Source organism: Arthrobacter sp., assembly GCF_031179385.1.
Lineage (GTDB): Bacteria > Actinomycetota > Actinomycetes > Actinomycetales > Micrococcaceae > Arthrobacter_D.
This window is the reverse complement of record NZ_JAPSHV010000014.1, coordinates 15,699-39,726: the sequence shown is the minus strand read 5'-3', so window position 1 is coordinate 39,726 and position 24,028 is coordinate 15,699. Positions and strand designations below refer to the sequence as shown.

The 24,028-nt window shown below is 61.0% G+C and carries 18 protein-coding genes and 2 pseudogenes; 18 read left to right on the top strand and 2 right to left on the bottom strand.

Translation table 11 applies throughout. The annotated features are described in order from the left end of the window. Positions 1–312 precede the first annotated feature (312 nt). From RIF85_RS04155 to RIF85_RS04120, 8 genes are all read left to right on the top strand, one after another. Complete coding sequence (locus RIF85_RS04155) at positions 313–714, top strand: hypothetical protein (protein ID WP_309070650.1); 402 nt, start codon at positions 313–315, stop codon at positions 712–714. A gap of 361 nt (positions 715–1,075) precedes the next feature. Further along, a complete protein-coding gene (locus RIF85_RS04150; protein WP_309070649.1) occupies positions 1,076–1,561 on the top strand; it encodes a DUF1269 domain-containing protein in 486 nt (161 codons plus the stop codon). A 436-nt stretch (positions 1,562–1,997) separates the two neighbouring features. Further along, on the top strand, positions 1,998–2,522 hold the full coding sequence (locus tag RIF85_RS04145; RefSeq protein WP_309070648.1) for a hypothetical protein: 525 nt from the start codon (positions 1,998–2,000) through the stop codon (positions 2,520–2,522). 692 nt (positions 2,523–3,214) lie between these two features. Further along, positions 3,215–4,867, top strand: a complete 1,653-nt coding sequence (locus tag RIF85_RS04140; RefSeq protein WP_309070647.1) for an Mbeg1-like protein — start codon at positions 3,215–3,217, stop codon at positions 4,865–4,867. A gap of 149 nt (positions 4,868–5,016) precedes the next feature. Next, on the top strand, positions 5,017–7,248 hold the full coding sequence (locus RIF85_RS04135) for an MMPL family transporter (protein ID WP_309070646.1): 2,232 nt from the start codon (positions 5,017–5,019) through the stop codon (positions 7,246–7,248). A 254-nt stretch (positions 7,249–7,502) separates the two neighbouring features. Then, positions 7,503–7,820, top strand: a complete 318-nt coding sequence (locus tag RIF85_RS04130; RefSeq protein WP_309070645.1) for a GtrA family protein — start codon at positions 7,503–7,505, stop codon at positions 7,818–7,820. Between the two features lie 77 nt (positions 7,821–7,897). Continuing rightward, the gene (locus tag RIF85_RS04125; protein WP_309070644.1) at positions 7,898–9,154 is read left to right on the top strand and encodes a histidine kinase; all 1,257 of its coding nucleotides are present in this window, start codon (positions 7,898–7,900) and stop codon (positions 9,152–9,154) included. Next, complete coding sequence (locus RIF85_RS04120; protein ID WP_309070643.1) at positions 9,151–9,825, top strand: response regulator transcription factor; 675 nt, start codon at positions 9,151–9,153, stop codon at positions 9,823–9,825. The genes RIF85_RS04125 and RIF85_RS04120 overlap by 4 nt, the downstream gene beginning before the upstream one ends. Before the next feature lie 552 nt (positions 9,826–10,377). Here RIF85_RS04120 and RIF85_RS04115 read toward each other — a convergent pair. Then, positions 10,378–10,983, bottom strand: a complete 606-nt coding sequence (locus RIF85_RS04115; RefSeq protein WP_309070642.1) for a TetR family transcriptional regulator — start codon at positions 10,981–10,983, stop codon at positions 10,378–10,380. Between the two features lie 68 nt (positions 10,984–11,051). Between RIF85_RS04115 and RIF85_RS04110 the strand changes: the two genes are divergently transcribed. The 6 genes from RIF85_RS04110 (at position 11,052) to RIF85_RS04085 (ending at position 18,201) form a co-directional block, all read left to right on the top strand. Next, positions 11,052–12,509: an MFS transporter gene (locus tag RIF85_RS04110; protein WP_309070641.1), complete on the top strand. Its 1,458-nt coding sequence runs from the start codon at positions 11,052–11,054 to the stop codon at positions 12,507–12,509. Between the two features lie 107 nt (positions 12,510–12,616). Beyond that, the gene (locus RIF85_RS04105; RefSeq protein WP_309070640.1) at positions 12,617–13,621 is read left to right on the top strand and encodes an SDR family oxidoreductase; all 1,005 of its coding nucleotides are present in this window, start codon (positions 12,617–12,619) and stop codon (positions 13,619–13,621) included. A 92-nt stretch (positions 13,622–13,713) separates the two neighbouring features. Next, complete coding sequence (locus RIF85_RS04100; RefSeq protein WP_309070639.1) at positions 13,714–15,567, top strand: NAD(P)/FAD-dependent oxidoreductase; 1,854 nt, start codon at positions 13,714–13,716, stop codon at positions 15,565–15,567. A gap of 26 nt (positions 15,568–15,593) precedes the next feature. Then, entirely contained in the window at positions 15,594–16,607 is a 1,014-nt protein-coding gene (locus RIF85_RS04095) for an SMP-30/gluconolactonase/LRE family protein (RefSeq protein WP_309070638.1), read from the top strand. A 259-nt stretch (positions 16,608–16,866) separates the two neighbouring features. Continuing rightward, positions 16,867–17,325, top strand: a complete 459-nt coding sequence (locus RIF85_RS04090) for an ester cyclase (RefSeq protein ID WP_309070637.1) — start codon at positions 16,867–16,869, stop codon at positions 17,323–17,325. A 90-nt stretch (positions 17,326–17,415) separates the two neighbouring features. After that, the gene (locus RIF85_RS04085) at positions 17,416–18,201 is read left to right on the top strand and encodes a GTP pyrophosphokinase family protein (RefSeq protein ID WP_309070636.1); all 786 of its coding nucleotides are present in this window, start codon (positions 17,416–17,418) and stop codon (positions 18,199–18,201) included. Positions 18,202–18,701: 500 nt separating this feature from the next. On the opposite strand, the gene RIF85_RS04080 is transcribed toward RIF85_RS04085, so the two are convergent. Then, positions 18,702–21,329, bottom strand: coding sequence for a glycoside hydrolase family 3 N-terminal domain-containing protein (locus RIF85_RS04080; RefSeq protein ID WP_309070635.1), 2,628 nt, complete (start codon positions 21,327–21,329; stop codon positions 18,702–18,704). Positions 21,330–21,758: 429 nt separating this feature from the next. On the opposite strand from RIF85_RS04080, the pseudogene RIF85_RS04075 reads away from it, so the two are divergent. The 4 genes and pseudogenes from RIF85_RS04075 to RIF85_RS04060 form a co-directional block, all read left to right on the top strand. Continuing rightward, positions 21,759–21,872: pseudogene (locus tag RIF85_RS04075) on the top strand (TRAP transporter large permease subunit); the annotation flags it as partial. A gap of 73 nt (positions 21,873–21,945) precedes the next feature. Then, positions 21,946–22,146: a hypothetical protein gene (locus RIF85_RS04070; RefSeq protein WP_309070634.1), complete on the top strand. Its 201-nt coding sequence runs from the start codon at positions 21,946–21,948 to the stop codon at positions 22,144–22,146. A gap of 342 nt (positions 22,147–22,488) precedes the next feature. After that, positions 22,489–22,658 (top strand): annotated as a pseudogene (locus RIF85_RS04065) (DUF4193 family protein); the annotation flags it as partial. Continuing rightward, complete coding sequence (locus tag RIF85_RS04060) at positions 22,650–23,765, top strand: dicarboxylate/amino acid:cation symporter (protein WP_309070633.1); 1,116 nt, start codon at positions 22,650–22,652, stop codon at positions 23,763–23,765. The pseudogene RIF85_RS04065 and the gene RIF85_RS04060, both read left to right, overlap by 9 nt. Positions 23,766–24,028: the final 263 nt, after the last annotated feature.

Below are 24,028 nucleotides of genomic sequence, written 5' to 3'. Positions count from 1 at the left end.
GCAGGGTGATGGAGTAACCGGGGCTAGGACTCGCCATTGAAGATCCTTCTGGTTATGGCCGTTCCCGGCCGCTTCATTGTTTCCGTAATATGGATATTATTATCTGTCTGATGGAAACACAAGCTGGGCCGCCTAGGTAGGCGCGCTAGAGAAGGGTGTCTTCCAAGGCGGCGTGTGGCGACTACCTAGGCGTTGTTCTTACCACTGCAACCTCAAGGTTGTGGAGTACGCTGAGAATGATCCGTCTAGAGGTGGGCGCCTTCACGCCGAGCGGGACGCTGCGCGGTGGAAGATACTTCCTAAGGACCTGACATGAATGCTCTGCCTCTCTCTCCGGAACTTCAGGAGGGAGTTGCCTCCCGGCTTCAGGACATGGTCCTGGAGACTTCCGACGCCGAAGAGTTCTTCCAGGAACTTGCCGTCTTTTCCGCCGCGCTTCTCTCACCGCCGGAGTCGGAGGTTCACTGCAACGTCACCGTAGTGCGCAGGAAAAAGCCCATCACTGTCGCCTGCAGCGACCTCAGGGCCAGGGCCATGGATGAGCTCCAATACGCATTTGGTGACGGGCCCTGCCTCACAGCGATGCGTACCGGGACCACCGTGTACGTCCCTGACGTATCGACGGAACACCGTTGGCCCGAATATACCCGCGCCGTAGCCCAGACTCATCCAGTCCTCGCCAGTACCCTCGAATTTGAAAGATCTAGTGCGTAAGGCAACTTACCTAGGGCTCATAGGGGAAAGGGCGACCCTGTTCCGTTAAGTGTGAGCGCATCTCCCGCCCTCACCGCGCGGCTCCTCGTCCATGATACGTGCGCGGGAGGACTCAGCTATGGATGCTGGAAACAGCCGAATCCTCTTCCAGCGCGTCAAAGGCGCATTCCAGGACACATGAGTGTGACGTCCGGTTTGCCTTTCGCTCCGGCTGGGTCATGTGACTATGCCTGACTACTGCAAATGCAGTAGCCGTGATCGATCCGTCAGATTGACGCGCAGGCGGCGTTATCGCGACACGATGGACTTATCGACCTCGTGAGGGCAACATGCCCCGATACGAGCAATGAGAGGACACACCATGACGAAGTCACTGAACCGTAAGATCCTGGCCGCGACCTTCGCCGGCCCTGACGGCGCTACTCGTGCAGCCACCGTGCTCGCTGGCGGCGTCGCCGGGAACATTGCCAACACCGCCATATTCATCGTGCAATCCGACGGGAAGGCTAAGTTCGTCGAGACAAAGGACTGGGGCCCCGGCCGCGGAGCGCTGCTCGGTGGGGCCGTAGGGCTGATCATTGGGCCCCTGGGCATGCTGACGGTTGGCGGTCTCGGCGCCCTCGCTGCCAAGCTGCGCGACTCCGGCTTTCCCGACAAGCAGTTGGAGAAGCTTGGACACCAGTTGGCGCCCAACTCCTCGGCGATCGTGGTCGACATTGCAGGCGAAGCCGTCGGGACCGCCCGGGATCTGCTCCAGCCCCTGGGCGTGATCGACGTGGTCGTCACCGACATCGACGCTAACGTCGCCCACCTCTTCGACGACCAGATTGAGCCAGTCAGCGAGTAACCGAGGACTCCCGGCGGTGCACCGGATCGCCTCCCACCGCGCGGGCCGCCCAGCACCACCACTCGCCGCAGGCGGGCCTTGCCGGAGCACGGGGGAGACAACCAGCCCTGCCATGATTGCCTCCCCCGTGGGGAAGCCCTTTGTCGGGTCTCATGTGCTCGCTTCCGAAAACGAGTCATTGACTGAAGGGGCAACCCACCACGGCAGTAGCCTATAGGGGTCGCCCTACCCTCATACCTGACCATGTGTAGGCTCGCCACTCGGCCTGCCTGCTACACCTCGAACGCGGTCGGGCTATGTGGTGCCAGAGCTTCAGGCATGCTGCCACCCGAACACATTACAGTTTCCAATCCTTGCTTCGATCCTGCTTTTCTGGCGCAAGGTGACCCCACCGTTTCCTCACCTGATCTCCCGCCGTCCGAGAAGAAATGAGCTCATGGACAAGCCGCAACCACCATCCCCGGTCGTGCCCCGGCGCTGGTTTGACCTTCGGCACCCGCTACCACCCCATGATGCCCGGCATCGCACGACGGCCTTTATCTACGGCAACGTCGTGGTCCTCGCAGCGCTGGTGCCGATCAATTTCCACGAGATCGGAGGCAAAGACTTAATAACTGTTTCGGGGATCGCGGTCACCACCTTCTTGGTCCACGTCTTCGCCGACGTCGTGACATCACCTTGGTCTAAGGAGAGCATCCGCCGCGGAGCCAGAGACTCCGCGCCCATCCTCACCTCAGGCGTCCTCCCCGCCGTGCTGGTCTTAGCCGCGCTGCTCGGGGCCCCTGCGCTTGTGGCCCTGCTACTGGCGGAATTCCTTTTGGTGCTACGTCTAGCTTTGCTGGGCGTGGTCGTGGCCCGCCTGCAGAGCCGACCGGCCTCGCCGGGACCCGTCTGGGCCGGGATCGGCCTAGCGGTTGTGGCACTGGTAATCGTGCTCATCAAAGCAGTACTGCCTCACTGATCAGCCAAACTCGACTTATCCACCACGGCACGACGTTCACTCGTCGTTGGAGGCGGCACGCCAACTCGTCGAGGCGGTCCGCAACGCTCGCCCGTACGCCCATGCTTCTAGGACGGACTGAACCGCTCATCCTTTCTCATTCGAGCCAGAAGACGACTGCCCGGCAGGAGTTCTCATCGGAGCAGTTGCCACGGCAGGGCAGCGTACCCAGAGACATCGAACGATCAGGACGCGTCACCTTCACCGAGTCACCAGTAACTCCGGTGTGCGTCGTCAGTTCTGTCGTCTCAGTGGTCTGATGCGAGTCGTTCTGACGGCAACCCCCTCGCTTCCTGGTTGGTGCGCTCATGAATCGGTGCCGTCTACTTCCGCAGACGTACTACGGAAGTACGACAGGGGGTGGATGTGTGAGGGCGGTTGATTGCGGCATTGTTGTATCTGTCAGCGGATCCCGAAGACGAAGCCTCACGGAAGCGTTTCCCGGTCTTCGGTGAGGGCTGACGCTACTTCCCGGGTAGGAGGATGCGCACACGTCCCCTCCGGGTGGTCCGGCGGGGGCGTCGCAGCTCTCTTGTAGGGGAGCCTTCCGTTGAAGTGAACGGCAATGGAAGGCACCCCGGGGATCATTTCCGAACCGGCATCTGCTCTAGGCTTTGGTGGGTTGCATTCTTCGTGTGAGAGGTCATGGGCGCATGCCGAGTTTGCTCGATTACGTGCATTGGCGCGGCGACATCACCCTCGGTGAGCGTCCGTTCAAGGTTGTCGATAATCTCGTGCTGACCGCACTGTCGAACATCGATCTGGCCGGAATAGTGCCAGAGGCCGGAACCGGTGAGAGCATCCTGGTTCGTGATGCGGCCGCCGCGTTGTCGGAGCGGCCGAGTAGCGGCGTGGGTGACCGGCGCCTGGTGTTTGTTCCTGTTGCGCTGCTGGAGGCGATGGGGGCATCAGCGAGGTTCGGTAATGCCGCTTTGTCGGCTTATGTGGACGAGACCGATCACGTGACAGGGATGCAGTTCGCAGCTGTCACGATCCACCTCGATGATGGTCACACATATGTCTCCTATCGTGGGACCGATTCGACGATTACGGGGTGGCGCGAGGACTTCACCATGAGCTTCGACCTCGTGCCGGCGCAGCCCTGGGCCGCGGAGTACTTGGGCCACCGGCTCGCGGAGACAACCGGTTCGCTCATCGTCGGTGGACATTCCAAGGGTGGGAATCTCGCGGTCTATGCGGCGATGAAACAGGATGCGCCCGCGCAGGAGCGGATCGTTGCGGTCTACAACAGTGACGGGCCGGGGTTGGGACCTGGCATCGCCGATGACGTGGCGTTGGCGAGGATCAGTGGCCGGATCGTACGGATCGTTCCGGAGTTCGCCGTCATCGGCCGGATCTTCGATGGTGACGTGTCGACGCACATCGTCGCGAGCAGTGCTCGCGGGCTCATGCAGCATGACATCATGACCTGGCAGGTGGAGGGTGTCCGGCTCGAGGAGCGGTCGGCGCAGTCCCGCCGTGCGGCGATCCTGAACCGTGCCGTCGATATCTGGATCGAGGGCGCCGCACCTGCTGACCGGCGGGACTTCACTGACGCGGTGTTCGGTGCTCTGAGTGCCGGCGGTGCTGTGTTGTTGCAGGATATTCCGAGTAAGGGCAGCGGTAGCTTCGAATCTGTGATTTTCTCTTTCGTGCGGAGCCGTACGAAGACCAGGAGAAGTTTGCGGATCGGTGCTGGTGCTCTGGTTCAGGCTTTCACTGCCGCCGATTTTTCGGGTTTGTTGCAGCAGAAGGCGATTCTCCGGGGTGTAATGCTCACCGTCATCGGTCTCTATTTCATCGCCGTACCCAGTCTCGGGGTCCAGGTACTCGGTGGGTTGGCCGCTTTCGTCATCTGCGTCTACCTTGCCGGTCGCCTTCGCAGGTATTTTGCGCGCTACTACCGGGAGCACCGGTTGCGCTGGCAGGTGCTGATACTGCCGGCGCTGTTTCTGGTGTTGTTGGTCTGGGGCGCTCAGCTCCACGCGTTCACGATCCCCAGGAACCTACTCCTGAGTGCAGCCCTGGTCGTATACGCGTGGAGCACTGGCCGGCGTGCTCTGACTATGTTCTACCAGTCACCCCGCCGGGGCGTTATCGGAGGATCACTGGCAGTGAGCGCTGTCGTGTCGTTGCTGTTCGCGATCGTGATGCTGTCCACGGTCGACCGCGTGATGCCCTTCTATGTCCTGCAACTGGGCCAGTACCTCCTGATCGCGGGGATCTGCACGCTATTCCTGTTCGTCCGGGACCGTGTTGCGGCCGAGTACTCCGACGCGGCGCTCGAGCGCTCGGTGGCACGCTAGGCGTATCGTGGGGCGCTCTCCCGGGTCTAGCAGGGACCCTGTCGTACTGCACAGGATGTAGGTGAAGTCGCGCCGGTTGGCGGACGCGACGGAAGGCGGTTCCGGGAAGACTGAAGGAGATAGTTTTCGTCCTGTGAAAGGTCCTTCTGATGTCCACTTTCCTCTCCCGCCTCGGGCGCTTCAGCGCCCGGCACCGGCTGATCGTCATCGGCGCCTGGCTTTTGATCTTCGCTTCCCTGATCGGCCTGTCCGCTGGAGGTTCTGGTGGCAGCGAACCCGAGGCTGCTGCCGGGCAGTCCGCGTCTGACACCGAGGCTGCCCGCACCCTGGACAGGGTGAAGGAGGAGTTCCCCACCATGGGCGGGGACTCCGGCCCGGCAGACACACTGCAGCTGGTGTTCGAAGCACCGGACGGTGCCGCTGTGACCGATCCCGTGACGGCTGAGGCCATCGCGGGGATGCTGACACGGGCCGCGGAGCTTCCCGGTGTGAGCGAGGTGTCCAATCCCCTGGATCCTGCGGCCCCGTACATCTCGGCGGATAACAGTCTCGCAGTCGCCACCTTGAGCTACGCACAACTTGGGGACACCGAGCAAAAGGAAGCGGACTACCAGGCGGCGCTGGATCTGCGCAACGACGCACCCGAGGAGGTGCGCGTCGAATTGGGTGGGAACCTTCTGGACACCAGCGCACCGGAACCTGGCCCGGGTGAGGTGATCGGCGTTCTCGTCGCGTTCGTCGTCCTCCTGGTCACTTTCGGATCCCTGCGCGCAGCCGGGTCGAACCTCCTGGTCGCGGCTTTCGGCGTCGGCGTCGGTTTAGTCGGCATCCTCGCCTACGGTGCGTTCTTCCCGGTCGGTGACACCGTGATCATCCTCGCCGCCATGCTCGGCCTTGCAGTGGGGATCGACTACAGCCTGTTCATCATGTCCCGGTTCCGCACCGAGCTCCGCGAAGGCAGGACGGTCATCGATGCCGTTGCTCGCGCCACCGGTACCGCCGGCACCGCCGTCGTCTTCGCGGGCCTGACCGTCCTCATCGCGCTCGTGGGTTTGAGCGTTGTAAATATCACCGTCATCACCGAGATGGGTATGGCCGCAGCCTTCGCGGTCCTCATTGCCGTCCTTATGGCACTGACCCTGCTGCCGGTCTTCATGCGGACCATGGGCAGGAAAGTCCTGCCCCGTAAGGAACGCAACCTCCCCGAAGATACTGTCGTGGTCACGGAGAACCCGGCCCGCACAGGCAATGGGTTCCTGAACGGGTGGGCGAAGACCGTGGTCAACCGTCCGGTCCGCTCGATCCTGGGAGGGGTCCTCGTCCTCGGCATCGTCGCGATCCCGGTCCTGGACCTGAAGACCGCGTACAACATTCCCGGCGGCGATGACCCGCTGTCCACCCAGCGCACCGCCTACAACCTCGTTCTCGACGAGTTCGGCGGCACCCAGAGCCCCCTGGTCGTCTTCGCCGAGGGATCAGATATTGACGCACAGCTTCCCGCCATCGAAGAAGAACTCGCCACCCTCGACGGTGTCCAGCAGGTCGTCCCCGGGCAGGTCAACGGCAGTAACGACGCCGCGCTCCTGACGGTCATCCCTGAGGGAAGCCCCATCGATGACCAGACCAAAGATTTGGTCAGTTCCATCCGTGAGGACTCGGCGGTTTCCGGGGTCACCCTTCAAGTCACCGGTGAAGCCGTGACCTACATTGATGAGGACGCCGACCTGAACGCGGCCCTGATCCAGTACCTCATCGTGATCGTCGCACTGTCCCTGGTGTTGCTGACCATCATGTTCCGTTCCATCCTCGTCCCCGTCATCGCGACCCTCGGGTTCCTGCTCTCCGTCGCCGCGTCCTTCGGTGGCAGCGTCGCGATCTTCCAGTGGGGGTGGCTCGATGCAATGATCCCTGCACCCCAGGGGGACCCGATGCTGAGCCTGCTACCGATCCTGCTCGTCGGGGTGCTGTTCGGTCTGGCCATGGACTACCAGGTGTTCCTCGTCTCCCGCATCCAGGAAATGCACTCCAAGGGTATGAAACCCAAGGACGCGATCGTGGAAGGGTTCACCAGGTCAGCGCCCGTGCTGATCGCCGCAGGCACCATCATGGCCGTCGTGTTCGCCGGCTTCGCCTCCAGCACCATGGCCATCGCCGCATCCATCGCCTTCGGGCTGGTCGTCGGCGTCATCGCTGATGTGTTCATCGTCCGCCTGATCCTCATGCCGGCACTGCTCTCGCTGCTCGGTGGCGCCGCATGGTGGATGCCGAAGTGGATGGACCGCATCATCCCGAACATCGACATCGAGGGACACGCCCTCGATGCCCACGAGTCCACTGAGGACAAGGAACGTAAAGAGACCCGCGAACTCGTTGACGCCTGATCCCCGACATTGACTGTAGGCCTCACCTCTCCAGGGTGGGGCCTACAGGCAGGTGGCCACCAATGAGCAAGTGCAGCAGCGGGCTCGCGCCCCTACACCGTCAGGTGTAGGGCAAGACGCACCGTGTGGTGGACGTCCTCGACGCGCTGTGTCGCCAGAATGGAAGAAGAACGACCGCACCGGCAGGCGCCTGCCCGCTGGCGCGAGGACAGGTAAGAAGACTACCAACTGACGTGAGAACGGAAAGCACCAGGATGAGCATCGTACAAAGGTTGGATTCCTTCACGATCGTCGGTCTCGTGGCGTTCGTGGTGGACTTTTGCTTGTTCAACGTCTTCTCCTCCTGGCTCGGCGCGGATCCGGTGGTGGCCAAGGTCCTGTCCGTGGCAGCGGCGACCGCTGTCTCCTGGGCGGGCAGCCGCTACGTCACCTTCAGGGAACTGCTCGGTAATGTCCCTCGTTACTTTTCCTACCGGTACGTCGTGTTCCGGCCCAGCACCGTCTTGCTGTCGGCTGCCACCAGTGCTACCCCCTACGCCACGGGTGACATCATGGGCCGGGTGCACGCATGAAACTGGCCATGCCCGCGGCACTCACCAACGCCTCCGATGTCCAAACCTCTGAGGCGCCGTGGCGTGGTGGAGTGTTCATGGCTGTCACTCTGATCGCCATGACGGCTGGCCTTTGGGGGCGCGACGACTACGCCTCGATCCCGGAACCGAGCCTGATCATCGTTGCGGCTGCGTCGTATGTGCCACTGTTCTTCAGGAAACGCTGGCCGGTTTTGGTCCTGGGCATCGTCGTCGCTCTGGAGGTCCTCCACCTGATCCTGCTGCCCCTTCTCGTGGAGAGCGTGCACACCTCCTCGGCCAGTATTGCCACGTTCCAGCCGGTCCCGGTCGCGACGATGGCCGCCATCTACACAGTGGCACTGCGGAAGGAGCCCGCTACCGCCTGGGTCGCCGGGTTGGCTGCAGCAGGCACACTCTTCGGGACGGCATCCATCCTGTATCCGATGAATCTGCTTGCCACGACACTGGTACTGGGAAATCTCATCATCATCGCGACAGCCATCGGCACCGCCGTGCGCCACCGCCGGACAAGCCGAGCCGAGCGCGAGGAAGCACATCGACAGCATGTCCGCCGGGAGGTGCTGGCAGAACGGATGCGTATTGCCCGGGAGCTCCACGACGTTCTCGCCCACAACTTGACGCTCGTCAATGCCCAGGCCGGAGTCGCGAAGTATCTGCTGCAAACCGACCCATCTGCGGCAGAGACGGCTCTGGGCAACATCACTATCCATACCCGCAAAGCCATCGACGACCTTCGTTCGACAGTAGGACTACTCCGCGACGACAACCCCTCAGCGAACAATCCCACCCATGCCCGCGGCGAATCAACAATCCCGGACGCGGCCAGCGCAAGGACGGAAAGGACGGAAAGTCAAACCACATCGCTCCAACCGGATGACCTGGCTCCGACCCACACGCTCGAGCACCTGCCGGAAATGCTCGAGATGTTCCGCAGCGCCGGAAACTTAGTGGTCAGCAGCGAGGACGGGAAACCGGCGGATCTGCCCCCGCTTAGTGATCTGAGCGCGTACCGCATCATCCAGGAATCATTGACTAATGCGGCCAAACATGCCCCACGAGCACGGATTAGGGTCACGCTACAGTGGCACGAAAGCGCAGTGGATATCACGGTGACCAATGCCCCACCGCCTCCCGAAACTAGGGAGCGCCCCCGGCCCCACCGGCCTGCGGGTACCGGTCACGGGCTCATCGGGATGCGCGAACGAGCACTAACCGCGGGTGGGACCTTCACCGCGAGCCCACTACCCGACGGCGGGTTCAAGGTCCACGCCTGTATTCCTATAGGACATCATGAACAACAAGGAGCACCATGACGATCCGGATCCTGCTAGCAGACGACCAGGCGCTCCTGCGCGGAACCTTCAAACTACTCCTCGACGCCGTGCCCGACATCGAAGTGGTCGGAGAAGCATCTACCGGGATGGAAGCTGTTCAACGGGCGCGTACCCAACGTGCAGATGTCGTCCTGATGGACATTCGTATGCCCGGGATGGACGGTATAGAAGCAACTAAACGGATCACCGCCGACGAGGCCATGGCAGGTGTGAAGATCCTGGTCCTGACAACCTTCGAAACCGACGAACTCGTCATGGAAGCGCTCCGCGCCGGGGCCAGCGGTTTTCTCGGCAAAGGAGTCGAACCTCAGGAACTCGTTCAAGCAATTAGGACGATCGCCGCGGGGGAATCCTTGCTCTCGCCGAATGCAACAACAGCATTGATTAATCAGTTCCTCGCGAGACCCCACCACGAACCATCCTCCTTCATCGCAGGCGTCACCGATCTCACTCCACGAGAGCTGGAGATCACAGCGTTGGTGGGCAGTGGTTTGTCCAACACCGAGATCGCCGAGCATCTTTTCATCAGTCCTGCGACGGCGAAGACGCATCTCCACCGCGCCATGACCAAGACTGGCGCCCGAGACCGCGCCCAACTTGTCGTTTTCGCCTATCAGAACGGTCTCGTCCAGCCGGGGACAACCCACTGATCCCAGCGCCACCGCGCCTTGTTCTAGGTCCGCGGGCGTTCTCGAGGTGACGGTTGTGCACACAGAGCATGCGGAGTCTTGTCATAAGCCCTGTGTCGGTGTGCTGATCGATAGCTGACTGCTCGAAGTACATCAGAGGCAGTAGTACAAAGCACACCGCCGGGTGGATGTATCAACCTGTAATTCTCGGAAGTGTAGGAATCACACTGGCCCAAGTCCGCGGAAGTGCTGGGACACTGCTCCTCGGCGGCGACGAGCTCCCTGGGTGGGAAGACGGTCTGACCCGAGCAGCTAGGAGAAGGCTTCGCCTCCTCTCGCAGGGAAGAGGGGTTCCGGTGGCAGCGAACGGCGGCTGGAACCCCTCTCCTCCCGAGGCGTCATGATCTCCCTGATCCGGACAGGTCCTATTTCATAACTCAATGGAGCAGACAAATGGGTTCTAAGGGGTGTTTGCCGTGTACAGCCCGGCAAACACCTCTGAGGTCGTTCGTTAGGGCATCTGGCGCCCCGTTTCCGCGCTTCCGCGAGGTCCGCGCGGACGCGTTGGCGAAGTCAGGTGTGCCGAGGGGACTCTGTGCCGGACTGACCCGCCCACCCCAGTCTCTCGAAGGCGGAATCGATGACCATCCGAAAGTCCTCGTTCTCATCGGATGCCCAACGTTCCCACGCGATATCGACGGCAGCGAGTCCTGCGACGGCAAGGATTCTGGCGTAGAAACCGTCCCCGGTTCGTTGGGCCAGAGCAGTCGTCAATACATCGACATTCTCGCTTCGGCGTTCGCGCAGACGAGCCCTCAAGCTCGGCTCTCCCGAGATGAGGTTGAGGCGGGCGCGGAGTGCCGACGGGTCACTCATTGCTGTGAGGACCACGGGTTCGATCGCTGCGCGCACGAGGCCCCACCCGGTGACATCAGCGTCGTCGGGGATGGCGCTGATGCCCTTCGCATAGTCGATACGGGTGTCGTCGACCGATGCGACGACCACATCCTCCTTGCTTCTGAAGTAGCGAAAAAACGTGGCCCGGGAAATTCCCACCTCACGCGCTGCGTCCTCGACCGTGACGGAGGAGTACCCGCGCTCCAAGAAGACAGCGAGTATCGCCTCCGCGAGCTGAACGCGCAACAGCTCCCGTGTTCGATCCCGGATTCCTGATGTCATCCTCTGAGTATAGGATGTGAGACGCAGTATCATTAGTGGTATTTAGTTCCATCAGGAAGGGTGAACGGATGCAGACCATCCAACCTACGTCCGGCCGACGCGAGACCGTAGCAAACCCCAACGTCGTCATCGCGGTCCTAGCTTTCGCTGGGATGGGAGCTGCATTCATGCAGACGATACTTATCCCTATCCAAGCCGAGCTGCCAGAGCTCCTCGGTGCCGAACGCGGTGCCACCGCGTGGGTCATCACCGTGACCCTTCTGGTGTCGGCGATCTGTACGCCCATCTCAGGCAAGCTGGGGGACATGTACGGCAAGCGACGCGTCGCGATCGTATTGCTGGCATTGTTGGTGGCTGGTTCAATCATCAGCGCGATGTCGCCGACCGTCGCACCCCTGATCCTCGGACGCGGGCTGCAGGGGACCGGGATGGGCGTGATCCCGCTGGGAATTTCGATCCTCCGCGACATCCTGCCCAAGGAGCGGCTGGGATCCGCCGTCGCACTTGTGAGCGCGACGTTGGGCGTGGGCGGCGCCCTGGGGCTTCCGATCAGTGCGCTCGTCACCGAGCACCTGGATTGGCATGCGCTGTTCTGGCTGTCCGCCGGGATCGGCCTCACCGCGCTGGCCCTCTACCTGATCGTCGTTCCCGCGGGTGATCCCGGTCAGCACGGCCGATTCGACTATTGGGGGGCTGTAGGTCTCGCCGTGGGATTAGTGGGTCTCCTCCTCGGAGTGTCGCGCGGGAATGACTGGGGGTGGGTCAGTCCTGCCACGTTGTCCTCTCTCGGCATCGGTGTCCTGGCACTGCTGATTTGGGGGTGGTACGAGCTGAAGCGGACGAACCCGCTCGTGGACTTGCGGGTAAGCGCCCGCGGCCCGGTCCTGATGACGAATTTCGCGTCCGTTGCCATGGGCTTCGCCCTGTTTTCCTCCAGCATCGTCTTCCCCCAGCTTCTACAGTTGCCCGAGACCACGGGAGGGCTTGGTCTTCCGTTGCTGCAGGCCAGCCTGATCCTGATGCCTGCTGGCCTAGCCATGCTCGCGATGTCACCGGTCGCTGGTCGGCTCGGGCGCCGGGCTGGCCCGAAACCGCTTCTGGTCGTAGGAGCGCTCATCATTGCGGTCTCTTATCTGGCTGCCGTCTCCCTCGATCTCACCATGTGGTGGGTCCTAGTGATCAACACGGTCATCGGGATCGGGATCGGCCTAGGATATGCCGCCATGCCGACGCTCATCATGCAGGCGGTGCCCGTCCACGAGACCGGCGCTGCGAACGGCTTGAACACCCTCATGCGGGCCCTCGGCACAAGTGTCGCCTCCGCGGTGGTCGCTGCGGTCTTGGCCAGCTCCGCGGTTCAGGCCGGGGATGTGTCATTGCCCAGTGAGGCCGGGTTCAGGTTGGCGCTGCTCTTCGGGCTCGGGGCCGCAGTCCTCTGTGCAGTACTCGCAAGCCTGATCCCGAAACCCGAGAAGATCCCTAGCGAGGAAACAGCCTTCACCGAGGATGCTGTGCGGATGCCATGAGTACACCACCAGGTGTACACGAAAGACACCACTGACAGCTGACGCCCCCGGCGTCACCACCGACCAAACTGGAAGAACGAACACACCATCTATCGAGGAGAGTTTCGATGAGTACAGCACCTTTGACGTCGAGGAACACGGTTCAGGAGTGGCTGGAGGACGCGGTGGGCGGCCCGATCCTGCGTGGACTGCTCGCCCGTGGCGGGCAAAGCGAGGACGATCTGCGGCCGGTGCGCGGGTTGAGTTTGCAGTCGTTGGTGGAGCTCGGTGGTGGCCGGTTCCCCCAGGAGCTGGTGGACACGCTCGTCAGGGAAGCGAACGGTGGCGTGATGCCTCCCGAAGAGACCGACGAGCCGAGTCCGGCAGTCGGCGGTTCACGTTTCACCGGAAAGACCGTGATCGTGACCGGTGCGGGCTCGGGTATCGGACGTGCAACGGCGCAGCGAATCGTCGCCGAGGGCGGGCGTGTCGTCGCTGTCGACGTCGCGGGGGACCGTCTGAATAATCTCGTTGAGGACTCCCCGGATGGGACTGTGGTTTCTGTGGTTGCTGACATCACTTCCTCCAAGGGAGTCGAGGCGATCGTTTCGGCTGCTGGTGAGCGGATCGACGGGCTTGCCAATGTCGCCGGGATCATGGACGGCATGATGCCGTTGCACGAGACCGAGGACGCATTGTGGCATCGGGTGTTCTCTGTGAACGTGGACGGGACGTTCGCGTTGAGCCGCGCGGTGTTGCCGGTGATGATGGCCCAAGGGCGTGGATCGATCGTGAACGTGGCCTCCGAAGCGTCACTGCGAGGCAACGCTGCCGGTACAGCGTATACGGCGTCGAAGCACGCAGTGGTGGGTATTACAAGGAGCTCGGCGTTCCTCTACGGTCCTTCGGGCGTGCGAACCAATGCGGTCGCTCCAGGTCCGACGGCCACAGCCATCGAGGGCACCATGTCCTCTCCCTTCGCACGTGAGCGTCTCGGCGCGTTCATGGCGCTGATTCCTCCGGTGGTCGATGCGCAAACGATGGCGGCATCGATCACGTGGCTACTCAGTGAAGACTCCACAAACGTCAACGGCGTTGTCCTCGCCTCCGACGGAGGCTGGTCCGTCCAATAACCACCACGTCGCCCCCCTCATGCCGCCAAGCCCTCACAGTGGCGCCCCTCACAGCGCCTCCGTCATCATGGCCAGAACAGGAGCACGACACCATGGACCCCAACCCTCACACGGTCACCACGAACGATTTGATTGCCACTTTAAACCTCGAGGAATTGCGTGCGAAATACCGTCACGAGCGGGATCGCCGCCTTCGTCCCGATGGCGCGGCACAATACCGCCGCACATCCGGTGAATTTGGGTACTACGCCAAGGACCCGTACACCGAACGCATACCCCGCGAACCGAAATCCGATCGCGTCGACGTACTCGTCATCGGTGCCGGATTCGGTGGCCTGCTTACCGCCGCGCGGTTGCGGGAGCAGGGTGTGGAATCTCTCCGGTTGATGGATGAGGCGGGTGATGTCGGAGGTACTTGGTACTGGAACCGGTACCCGGGTATCCACTGCGACATCGAGTCCTACGTCTACATGCCGCTCCTGGAAGAGGTCGGATACATGCCGAAGTGGCGTTACGCACCGGGGGAGGAGATCCGTCAGCACGCTGTCGCCATCGCCGAGCGGTTCGATCTTTATCGCGAAGCCCTTTTCCAGACCCGGGCCACTCGGCTTGCTTGGGACGAGGTGAACGAGGAGTGGATGGTCGAGACGGATCGCGGCGACAGCTTCCGTGCCCGCTTCGTCATCACGTCCTCCGGGACCCTGACGCAACCGAAGCTTCCGGGCATTCCTGGAATCGAGACCTTCCGAGGTCATACCTTCCATACCAGTCGGTGGGACTATGGCTACACCGGCGGAAACCAGGACGGTGGGCTGACTGGACTGGCGGACAAGCGGGTGGCCGTCGTGGGCACGGGAGCGACAGGGCTCCAGGTGGTTCCACACGTCGGAGCCGATGCGCAGGAACTCTTCGTCTTTCAGCGCACCCCTTCCACCGTCGATGTCCGGGATAACCGTCCCACTGACCCTGAGTGGGCAGCATCGTTGAAGCCGGGCTGGCAGCGGGAGCGGATGGAGAACTTCCTCGCCGTGCTCGCGGGTGAACCGGTCGAGGAAAGCCTGGTGCAGGATGGTTGGACCGCGACGACGTCGCTTCAACGGCAGATCCTGTCAGGAGCGGTCGACACGACCATTCCACCCGAGGAACGCGAGCGACGCGACGAGATCACCGACGCGATCACGATGAACCGGCTACGCGCCCGCGTGGACGAGGTGGTCGAGGATCCTGCCACGGCCGAGGCGCTGAAGCCTTGGTACCGGTACATGTGCAAGCGCCCCGGCTTCAGCGACACCTACCTCCAAACGTTCAACCGGCCTAACGTACACCTTGTCGATACGGCGGACACCGGCGGTATCACTCGCATGACGGAGACCTCCGTCGTCGTTGGCGACACCGAGTACGAGGTGGACTGTGTCATCTTCGCCACCGGCTTCGACGTCGGCATCTCCGGAGTGATGTCCGGCACCCTACCTGTGGCAGGCCGTGATGGGCGTACGCTGCTGGAAGCCTGGTCCAAAGGACCTCGTACCCTGCATGGGTTCACCTCGAACGGGTTCCCCAACTTGTTCCACCTCAGCGGCATCCAGAACGCGAACTCGGTGAACTTCGCTCACATCCTTCTTGAGCAGGCAGAACACATCGCTGCCGTCATCGGGCACGCCCGCAACCGGGGCTACCACGTCATCGAGCCGAGTGCCGAGACGGAGGACGCCTGGGTCCGTACCGTCCACGAGACCGCCCACGACAACCGGGCGTTCCAGGCGGAGTGCACGCCGGGGTACTACAACGGCGAAGGTAGTCGGTCCATCGCAGGTGCGAGCTACAGTCCCGGTCCGATTGCCTTCCATCGGCTGCTGCGCACGTGGCGGGAAGAACACCTCGACGAGGTCCTCGTGTCCGCCCGGGCAGAGCGGCCTGCCGCCGAGACTGTCGGAGCTCCCCGATGACGTCCACTCGAAGGCATCGGTACGTCATGGCACCGACCGTCCTGGTGCTGGGCGTGCTTCTCGCCGGATGCTCGGCAAGCCCGTCCGAACCCGACGCGGGGGCGGAGCCCAGCGCGACCACCCGCACAACAGCACCGGCATCCCAGCGAGTGATGCAGGTCACCAATGTGCACGAGGGAACCGGGATGACTCTCCTTGAAGGCCCCACCTTCGGGCCGGACGGTGCTCTCTACGTCGTGGACGTCACCGCCCCGCCCGGGGCGGGGAAGGTGCTAAGGGTTGATGTCGACACCCAGGAGGTGGAGACGATCTACACCGATGATGGCAGCGCCCTAACCTCGGCGCAGTTCGGCCCGGCGGACGAGCGTCTCTACGTCACCGATTTTCTCTCTGGATCCATCCGCAGCATGACCCCGGAAGGACAGGACGTCCGGGACGAGTTCACAGGGGAGATCGACGGTACCCCCATGCAACCTGACGACGTTTCCTTCGACATGGACGGGAACCTTTACGTCACGGATGCCGCCGGTGCACGCGATCCCTATTGGGAGCCCACAGGGCGCATCATCCGGCTAGACGGGACCACGGGAGACGCGACTGTACTAGCCGACGAACTGGAATCACCCAACGGGATCGGATTCTCCGCCGACTTCGGTGGGTTGTGGATCAGCCTGAATACCGGCAACAGGATAGACCACCTGACCCTGTCCGACGACGGCACCGAGGTGTCCACCGCCTTCCCCGCTGTCTACGTCTCAGCGGGTGTGGGCCAACTGGACTCCATCGCTGTTGACGCGGCGGGCAATCTTTACATCGGGCTGCACGGCCGCCCGGAAATCCTCGTCTACGACACCGGTGGCGCGTTCCTGACAACGATCTCAGTACCCACGGACGACCAGGCGGGGCTGAACTCGGCGACGAACGTCGCCATCAGGCCCGGCACCACAGAGGCGTACGCCACCATCAGCGGTGACGACGGCGGTTTCCTCTACACCTTCAATGCCTTCGCCGAGGGGATACGTCAATCCAACGGCGGCTGACGCCAGCTCGCGAGAACTGAGGAGCAGTAGCGGGCTGCCGGCAAGGCGTTTCAGCGTCTTACCTGGCCCATCCGTTGAGCTTGGAAAAGTACACCCAGGGGGGTAGGACTACACACCGTATGGCGGATGTGCTCAGTGATCACTGTTGAAAGACTTGGGGTGTAATGCAGCCAGGTCAGCGACCAGTTGGTGGCCACGTTGAAGGACCTACCGCCTTTCCGGCCGGCGCACACTCACCGCTTTGATAAGGAGAAGTACCGTGTCCAATCCACAACTAGTCAACACGTTCACGTCGATCATCGCTGCTATCACTGAAGGGAAACTCGATGAGCTCGATCCGCTTGTTCGATACGACATCATCGATCACAACCTGATTCTGGGGCAGGGCGACGGTCTGCCCGGGCTCAAGTATTGGGCCAGAACGATGCGCACCGCGATGCCCGACCTCACCGCCCAAATTCATGACACGGTCAGCGAGACCAACAAAATAGCAGCACGAGTGCACTGGGCTGGAACCCACACCGGTGAACTACTGGGCACCCCACCCTCAGACTCCTACCTTGAGTTCGAGTCCTTCTACATCTTGCACTTTTCCGATGGGGAGGCAGTGGAATGGTGGGACGTTTCAGATACGCGGGACGCGCTGCGCAGTCTTCACCGGCGCGTTCGAATCCTCGAGGCAAGGAACTCGCTGGATCGATCCGCGGTCGGTTACTGAGAGTAAGGGCACAATGACCTGTACCTCGACCTGGACAGCAGAGAGCCGGCCACATCGGTCACCGCTGCTCACCGGGAATGCCATGAACGAGTGGACAGCGTTGCCGGTCGCACAGACAGGCAGACCCTGATGCAGCACCCCAACGAGATGCCCGATTTCCATCGAATAAGGGCTCTGCGCGACGAGTTCGCCAGATTCCTTCTATCGTACAAGTTTGGTTCCGACGAGATGCTGACGAAGATCAACATCCTCAAAGAAGCGTTCGAGTTGAACAACGACTACAGCCCCATTGAGCATGTGTCCTTTCGCATGAAGAGCCCGGACAGCATTCTCGAGAAAGCTCGACGTAGAGGTATCGAACTATCGCTGTCGTCCATCCGGAAGAACATCCTCGACATTGCAGGCATACGTATCACCTGCAGTTTCAACTCCGATGTCTACCGACTGCGGGACATACTCATTCGGCAGGAAGATGTCACCTTGCTGGAGACCAAGGACTACATCAGTCAACCCAAACCAAACGGCTACAAGTCACTACACCTGTTGGTTTCCATTCCCGTCTTCACCATGGACCAGGTGGAGCAGGTCCCTGTGGAACTGCAGATCCGAACCATCGCCATGGATTTCTGGGCGAGCCTAGAGCACAAGATCTACTACAAATACGAGGGAGCAATACCCAAGAACCTCTTGGTCGAACTCAGGGATGCAGCCGACGTGGCTAACCGCTTGGACCGGACGATGGAGCGCCTGCACGAAGAAGTCACGAATCTGCCGCGCGCGCAGAAGGTTCAAGCGGCTGCCCCGCTCACCGAAATGTCGGGAGAACTGCTCGAAAACCTCGCCCGGGCCGCGAAAGATCCCGGAGCTACGCCATGACGGGAGTTATCGACTTCGTTCACATGCCAGCACACGACAGTTTGTACGGGGAGCGATGACCCTCAATGGGTACGGCCAAATTGGTAGGATCCGGTGTCTCCACGCCGGGACCGCCGAAAATCTTTATAGCCCAGCAAACGTTGGTCCTGATCTTCGACACGGATGGGCCGGTATCAGCCTCTGGAACACCGTTCTACCTGCGTACATCGTGGAGGCGGCACATCGTTCACCAGACCACGCTCTGAAGCGTTCATGCGGGCACGAGCGTTGCTTCCGCACTAGGCGCTGCTCTGCCAAGGCCAGAGCCGCGATTCAAGCAGGGAGTGTGCTGTAGTGGGCGATACAGCTCTTCATCGGTACAGTGCCGAAGCACTTATACCGGTACGTGATCCCACTCGGGAGGAAGGGTCCACTTCCTGCCGCTGGCTATGCAAAAAGCCGAGGTGCGGGCTTTTCGAACGCTGTTCCGTTCGACAAGCCCGCACCTCGATCACGAGACCTTAACGTCCGCGGGGGGTAGCGGAGACCTTGATTGTTTCGGTCAGCGCTTCCGATGCACCCACTTGCACCTTGAAATCACCGGCGGGAGTCGACCATTTATCTGCCTCGGCATCCCATTGGGAGAGCGGATGGTTGGATGTAGACGGATCGATGACGATTTCAACCCTCTTTTTCTCTCCAGGCTGCAGCTCAACCTTGTCGAACCCGACGAGTCGCTTGGGTGAGTCGTTCGCTGATTCCGGCAAGCTGACGTAGATTTGCGGTGTTTCGACGCCGGCTACCGGGCCTGTGTTCTCAACGAAGAATTGGACCTTGATCGGCTTGGTGCCGTCCGAGACCTTGGGAGTCACCGTCAACTTTGAGGTCTCGAAGTCGGTGTAGGAAAGGCCATGGCCAAATGGGAAAGCAACACATGGATTGGATCCGTCTGCGGCGGTTGGGCAGTCGCCACTGACGTTGCTGTCGTACCAGCGGTAGCCAATATTCCCTTCCTCTGTGTATTCCACAGTGGGCCTGCCGTTGATAACCGCCCCGGTATTGCCGAACCCGATGCGCACCGGATCGCCCGGAACCACGACGCCGGGGAACTGTTCGTTCTGAAGGTGGTCAAGGAAGCCCTTACCTTCGAACGGATACGTAACAGGAGACTTCCCGGAAGGATTAACCACGCCGAAGAGAAGGTCGGCGACGATGTTCCCATCCTCCTGACCTGGGAACCATGCCTCGAGGATCGACGGGCCCTGCTCGCCTACAAGCGCCGGGTCCATGGCAACGCCAGCATTATCTTTGAGAACAAGGGCTGTCTTCTTGTGCATTTCCGGAGCAGCGCCCATGACGGCTTTGATCATATCGACCGTGTTGCTATTGCTGGCGGAGTTTGTGCCGCTAACGGTGGCGATTTGGCTGGAATTAGGTGCGTACCAATCCAGATTGTCGCCGATCTCCACCAGTTCGGTACCGGTAGCGTCCGCGAAGGTGGCGCGATCGGCACCCTCCTCAGAGATAGTTCCAGCCATGATTACGACGGAATCCGCACCGGCAGCCTCAGCGAGCGCATCATCGAAGCTGACCTGTTCGCCGTCGATTGTTGCTGTCTGATTGGCATCATCCACGAGGATAAGCCGAACGTTCGCAGTGGTGTTACCAAGTTCACTCAGTGTGTTTTGGAACCCCTCAACGGGGGCGACCGAGTATGCAGGGACGACGTCGGAGCTGCCACCTCCGCTGCCGAACGGGTGGCCGACCCTGGCGCCTCCAGCCACCGCTTGCTGGGCGTAAACCTGCGTCGCCTTGCCGACAACCACGACGTCTTCAACGTCAGAAGCAATGGGCAGGGCGCCGTTGTTTTGCAGCAGGACGGACCCCTTTGTGCCCACCTCGTAGGCCTGTTCGCCACCAGCCTCGTAGTCAATCGGCGTGACTACCAGTGGCCGGTCGAAAATACCGTACTTGAACATCTGCACGTACCGACGGTCGAGCGCTGTGTCGATATCCGAGACTTTGATTTCGTCCTTGTCAAGAGCGGACTGCAGAAGGTTCGGAGCCCATTGCAGCGGAACTGGCATCATGTGGTCCATGCCGTTCAATAGCGTGTTGACGGTGCTCTTGGTGGCGAAGAAGTCGGACTGTACGTACCCCTCGAAGCCCCACTGCTCGCGCAGCACATCGTTCAACAGGTAGTCGTTCTCGCAGGAGGGCACTCCGTCGACGTAGTTGTATGCGCACATGAGCGAGGCTGCTTCGCCATCCTTGACGGCCATTTCGAACGGCAACAAGTACGTCTCATGCATTGTGCTCTCGTCGACCAGAGTATTGACTATCTGGCGGTTGGTTTCCTGTTCATTCACCGCAAAGTGTTTGGGCATTGCAATCAACCCCCTGTCCTGGACCGCCTGAGTTTCGGCTACCGCCATCTTGCCCGTCAGATACGGGTCTTCACCGAAGTACTCAAAATTTCGTCCGAGGATGGGTAGCCTTGCCATGTTGGCGCCCGGCGCTTCGAACACGTGCAGGGCCAGATTATTCATCTCCCTACCGATCACATCACCGTAGGTTCCTGCAACATCAGGGTCGAAAGAAGCTGCTGCGGCTGTTGCCGATGGCAATGCCGTCGCTTTGGCTGAGGTGTGGTGAATGTAGGGGATACCTAACGGACGCTGCGCTGGGGGAAGGTCCATCAAAGCGGCATCAACGCAGTCGTTTTGGCCCACTCCCACCGGCCCATTGGTGATGCGGAGAGTGGGTATACCCAACTCCGGGATCCCACGAACATGCCTTCCTCCGTAGCACTCGGGCAGTTCAGGAACGATTTCGGGCGGTGTGCCCGTGAGTTGCTGCATCTTTTGCGCGAGAGTCATCGCCTCTAGCAACAGAGCTGAACGTTCTTCTGGCGAAAGGGCGGTGTTCATCCAAGGCAATTCAGCAACAGTCTGCTGAGAGGACTCCGCACTGGCAGCGCCAGCGAACCCCAGGCCCGCTCCGGACAGCACTAAGGGGATTGCAACAGCGAGCGCAAGAATTTGACGCTTCCGGCTGATGCTTCCCCTCCTATTTGATTGCTGCAATGTAACGTCTCCTTCGACACAGTAAATGGAAATCAGAGGCCGGAGCGGTGATCGAAAGATCACCCAGCCGAGGCCACAAGCCCGAGTGGCGCCCGGAGAAGTGTGGCGAAGCCCACATTGACATGAGGAATGTCACAGGGCGCACCCGTTGCCACTTGTTGCTTCAGAACTGAGGGCTTCTAACAGATCAGCGGCCCGCACTTGGGATCGAACTGACGCTGGAAGCTATCCGCGCCGACATCTACATCGCTGGCGTCCCATTCACTCGCAGCTTTATTAGGGACACCTACCACGTCGTCAACGAACGCTTTATACGCCTATACGCGACCAAAGATCGGGGTTCTTGTCCACAGGGGCGCTGCGCGGTCATTCACAGACTGCATCTGCGCAGTTGCCATGCGGGTATCGTTGTCATGTTGCTGGTCGGCGTCTCGACAGCCATGTCTTGGTTGATGTCCTTCGCCCGCATAGATCTCGGACCGTCTGCTTGAATTGACGAATAGTCCCACTGCGATTCTGATTCTGATCATTCTGCTCCTCGTCGGAACCTTCATGGACCCGACGCCGGCAATCCTGATCTTCACGCCGATCTTCCTGCCCATCGTCATGGAGTTTGGAATCCAACCGGTGCACTTTGGCACCACGTATACAACCTGTGTGTCGGTACAATCACCCGCCCGTGGGCAACGTTCTGTTCGTCGGTGCCCGTGTTGCGGGTCTACGGATCGAGCCGGTGATCTCGAAACTCGTTCCGTTCCTCATCGCGATCATCGGCGGGCTGTTTCTGGTGGTCTTCATTCCGGAACTGAGCCTTTGGTTGCCCAGGCAGTTGGATCTGATCGCTCCGCAGGAGGATCAAGCGCCCCCTATTGCACTGTGAGGGGGCGCTGGCGGCCTACGTTTCAACGTTGATTCTTCTTATCGCTGACTCGCAGTGACCTCAGAATAGGACCGCCTCAGGGTCGGCCGCTGTTGTTTGCGTCTGTCGCGCGCGCAAAGCAACTAGTGGCAATCTCTCCGAAGAGGACGGGCAATGAAGGAGACTTAGAACTGGCGCCCTGCATCTGTCCCTGTCTGCGTGCGGGGCGCCATCATTTCCAAAAGTTTCGAACGGGTTTGAGTGTTAGCCTGTCGCCATTGAGACTGCCTGCTGAATTGCGACGTTCGCCACTAGTAAACCCGGTACAGGTCAACAGCCGCAATGGCGTAGCTGTGGCCGACGGCGCAGACATCGACCATCGACGTCGATGACTCTGACACCGCCGAAGGCATCAACCTGCCAGGTGCCGACTTGTCGCACGAGGATCTGCAGATTCAGGTCATTCCGCAGCAGGCCGATGAATTCACCTGCTGTCCTTTTTTCTAGTTCGCCACCACAGCCAGGTGGCACGAACAGCCGACAACCCTGAAGTGGGCGTGGGCGGGATGCTCACTAAGTCACTAGCCTGGTTCGTCAGCGCCTCAGTAATTGCCGGCGGCATCGGCTTTTCCATGGCACACCTGTTGAACGTCGGGAAAGGCCTGAATCTCACGGCAACTGGCACTGAAACCAGCACCCTCGAGACCAGCAGCCTGGACTTCCAGTCCTTCGTCGAGAACATTGTGCCGAAGAGCGTCATCGAAGCGATGTCCACGAATAACGCACTTCAAATTCTTGTATTCGCTCTCCTGTTCGGAATCGCCTTGTTGGCGATGAAACGCCAGGGGCACACCCAAATCTCGGACCTGATCGAAGAACTTGTCCCTGTCATGCTGAAACTCACCAGCTACGTCATGCTGGCTGCCCCTATCGGGGTTTTCGCAGCGGTAGCAGGAGCGTTCACCTCCGAAGGCATCGACGCTTTCGCTACCTACGGCTCCTTCATCGGCGGGTTCTACCTCTCACTTGCAGGTCTGTGGGCGCTCATGATCGGGATTGCCGCGCTGCTCCTTGGCCGTGCCGCGTTCCGCCTCGTGGCAATGATCCGCGAACCCATGTTTGTTGCCTTCTCCACCTCCAGCAGCGAAGCGGCCTTCCCTAAACTCATCGAATCCATGGCGCGCTTCGGGGTGGACCGCAAGACCACCGGGTTCGTGCTGCCTCTGGGCTACTCATTCAACCTTGACGGCTCGATGATGTACATGACGTTCGCTTCCGTCTTCCTCATCAACGCCTATGGCGTGGATATGGGACTAGGCGAACAACTCGCCATGGTCGCACTGCTTCTGATCAGCAGCAAGGGTATGGCCGGTGCACCACGCGGATCCCTCGTCATCGTCGCAGCAGTCGTACCCTCCTTCGGTGTCCCCATAGCTGGCATCGCCCTGCTCCTCGTCGTTGACCAGATCCTCGATATGGGCCGCACCGCTACCAACATCCTGGGCAACGCGATTGCAACCGCAGTAATCGGCCGGAAAAACATGCGGACATCGCGCACCGAGCTCAGCGAAACCGAACCGTGCGACGATGACGCCGACAGGATCACAACTCCGACCCGGCAATCAGCCCTAACCCACTGACATCACATTGCTTTCAAGGGCCATGACCTTCCGGTCATCCCTTCTTCACGTAACGAGGACGTCCTACTGGCGAACCGGTCCGAGCAACCGAGCGGCAGGCTCAGATAAACACCTCAGTCAGGGTCAGCGTTTGCCGACCCTGACTGAGGCTCCTCGCGCCACCCCGCTGCATATGGACCGTCGTCCTGCGCTCCCCGTGCGGGTGTGGGGCGCCTCGTCTGGACTTCTAACCACAAGCGATGCCAACGACCCGAGCTTCACCC

Excerpts from the sequence above, each read along its gene's own strand:
- RIF85_RS04155 (WP_309070650.1), top strand. The coding sequence starts at position 313 with ATGAATGCTCTGCCTCTCTCTCCGGAACTTCAGGAGGGAGTTGCCTCC.
- RIF85_RS04150 (WP_309070649.1), top strand. The coding sequence starts at position 1,076 with ATGACGAAGTCACTGAACCGTAAGATCCTGGCCGCGACCTTCGCCGGC.
- RIF85_RS04145 (WP_309070648.1), top strand. The coding sequence starts at position 1,998 with ATGGACAAGCCGCAACCACCATCCCCGGTCGTGCCCCGGCGCTGGTTT.
- RIF85_RS04140 (WP_309070647.1), top strand. The coding sequence starts at position 3,215 with ATGCCGAGTTTGCTCGATTACGTGCATTGGCGCGGCGACATCACCCTC.
- RIF85_RS04135 (WP_309070646.1), top strand. The coding sequence starts at position 5,017 with ATGTCCACTTTCCTCTCCCGCCTCGGGCGCTTCAGCGCCCGGCACCGG.
- RIF85_RS04130 (WP_309070645.1), top strand. The coding sequence starts at position 7,503 with ATGAGCATCGTACAAAGGTTGGATTCCTTCACGATCGTCGGTCTCGTG.
- RIF85_RS04125 (WP_309070644.1), top strand. The coding sequence starts at position 7,898 with ATGGCTGTCACTCTGATCGCCATGACGGCTGGCCTTTGGGGGCGCGAC.
- RIF85_RS04120 (WP_309070643.1), top strand. The coding sequence starts at position 9,151 with ATGACGATCCGGATCCTGCTAGCAGACGACCAGGCGCTCCTGCGCGGA.
- RIF85_RS04115 (WP_309070642.1), bottom strand. The coding sequence starts at position 10,983 with ATGACATCAGGAATCCGGGATCGAACACGGGAGCTGTTGCGCGTTCAG.
- RIF85_RS04110 (WP_309070641.1), top strand. The coding sequence starts at position 11,052 with ATGCAGACCATCCAACCTACGTCCGGCCGACGCGAGACCGTAGCAAAC.
- RIF85_RS04105 (WP_309070640.1), top strand. The coding sequence starts at position 12,617 with ATGAGTACAGCACCTTTGACGTCGAGGAACACGGTTCAGGAGTGGCTG.
- RIF85_RS04100 (WP_309070639.1), top strand. The coding sequence starts at position 13,714 with ATGGACCCCAACCCTCACACGGTCACCACGAACGATTTGATTGCCACT.
- RIF85_RS04095 (WP_309070638.1), top strand. The coding sequence starts at position 15,594 with ATGGCACCGACCGTCCTGGTGCTGGGCGTGCTTCTCGCCGGATGCTCG.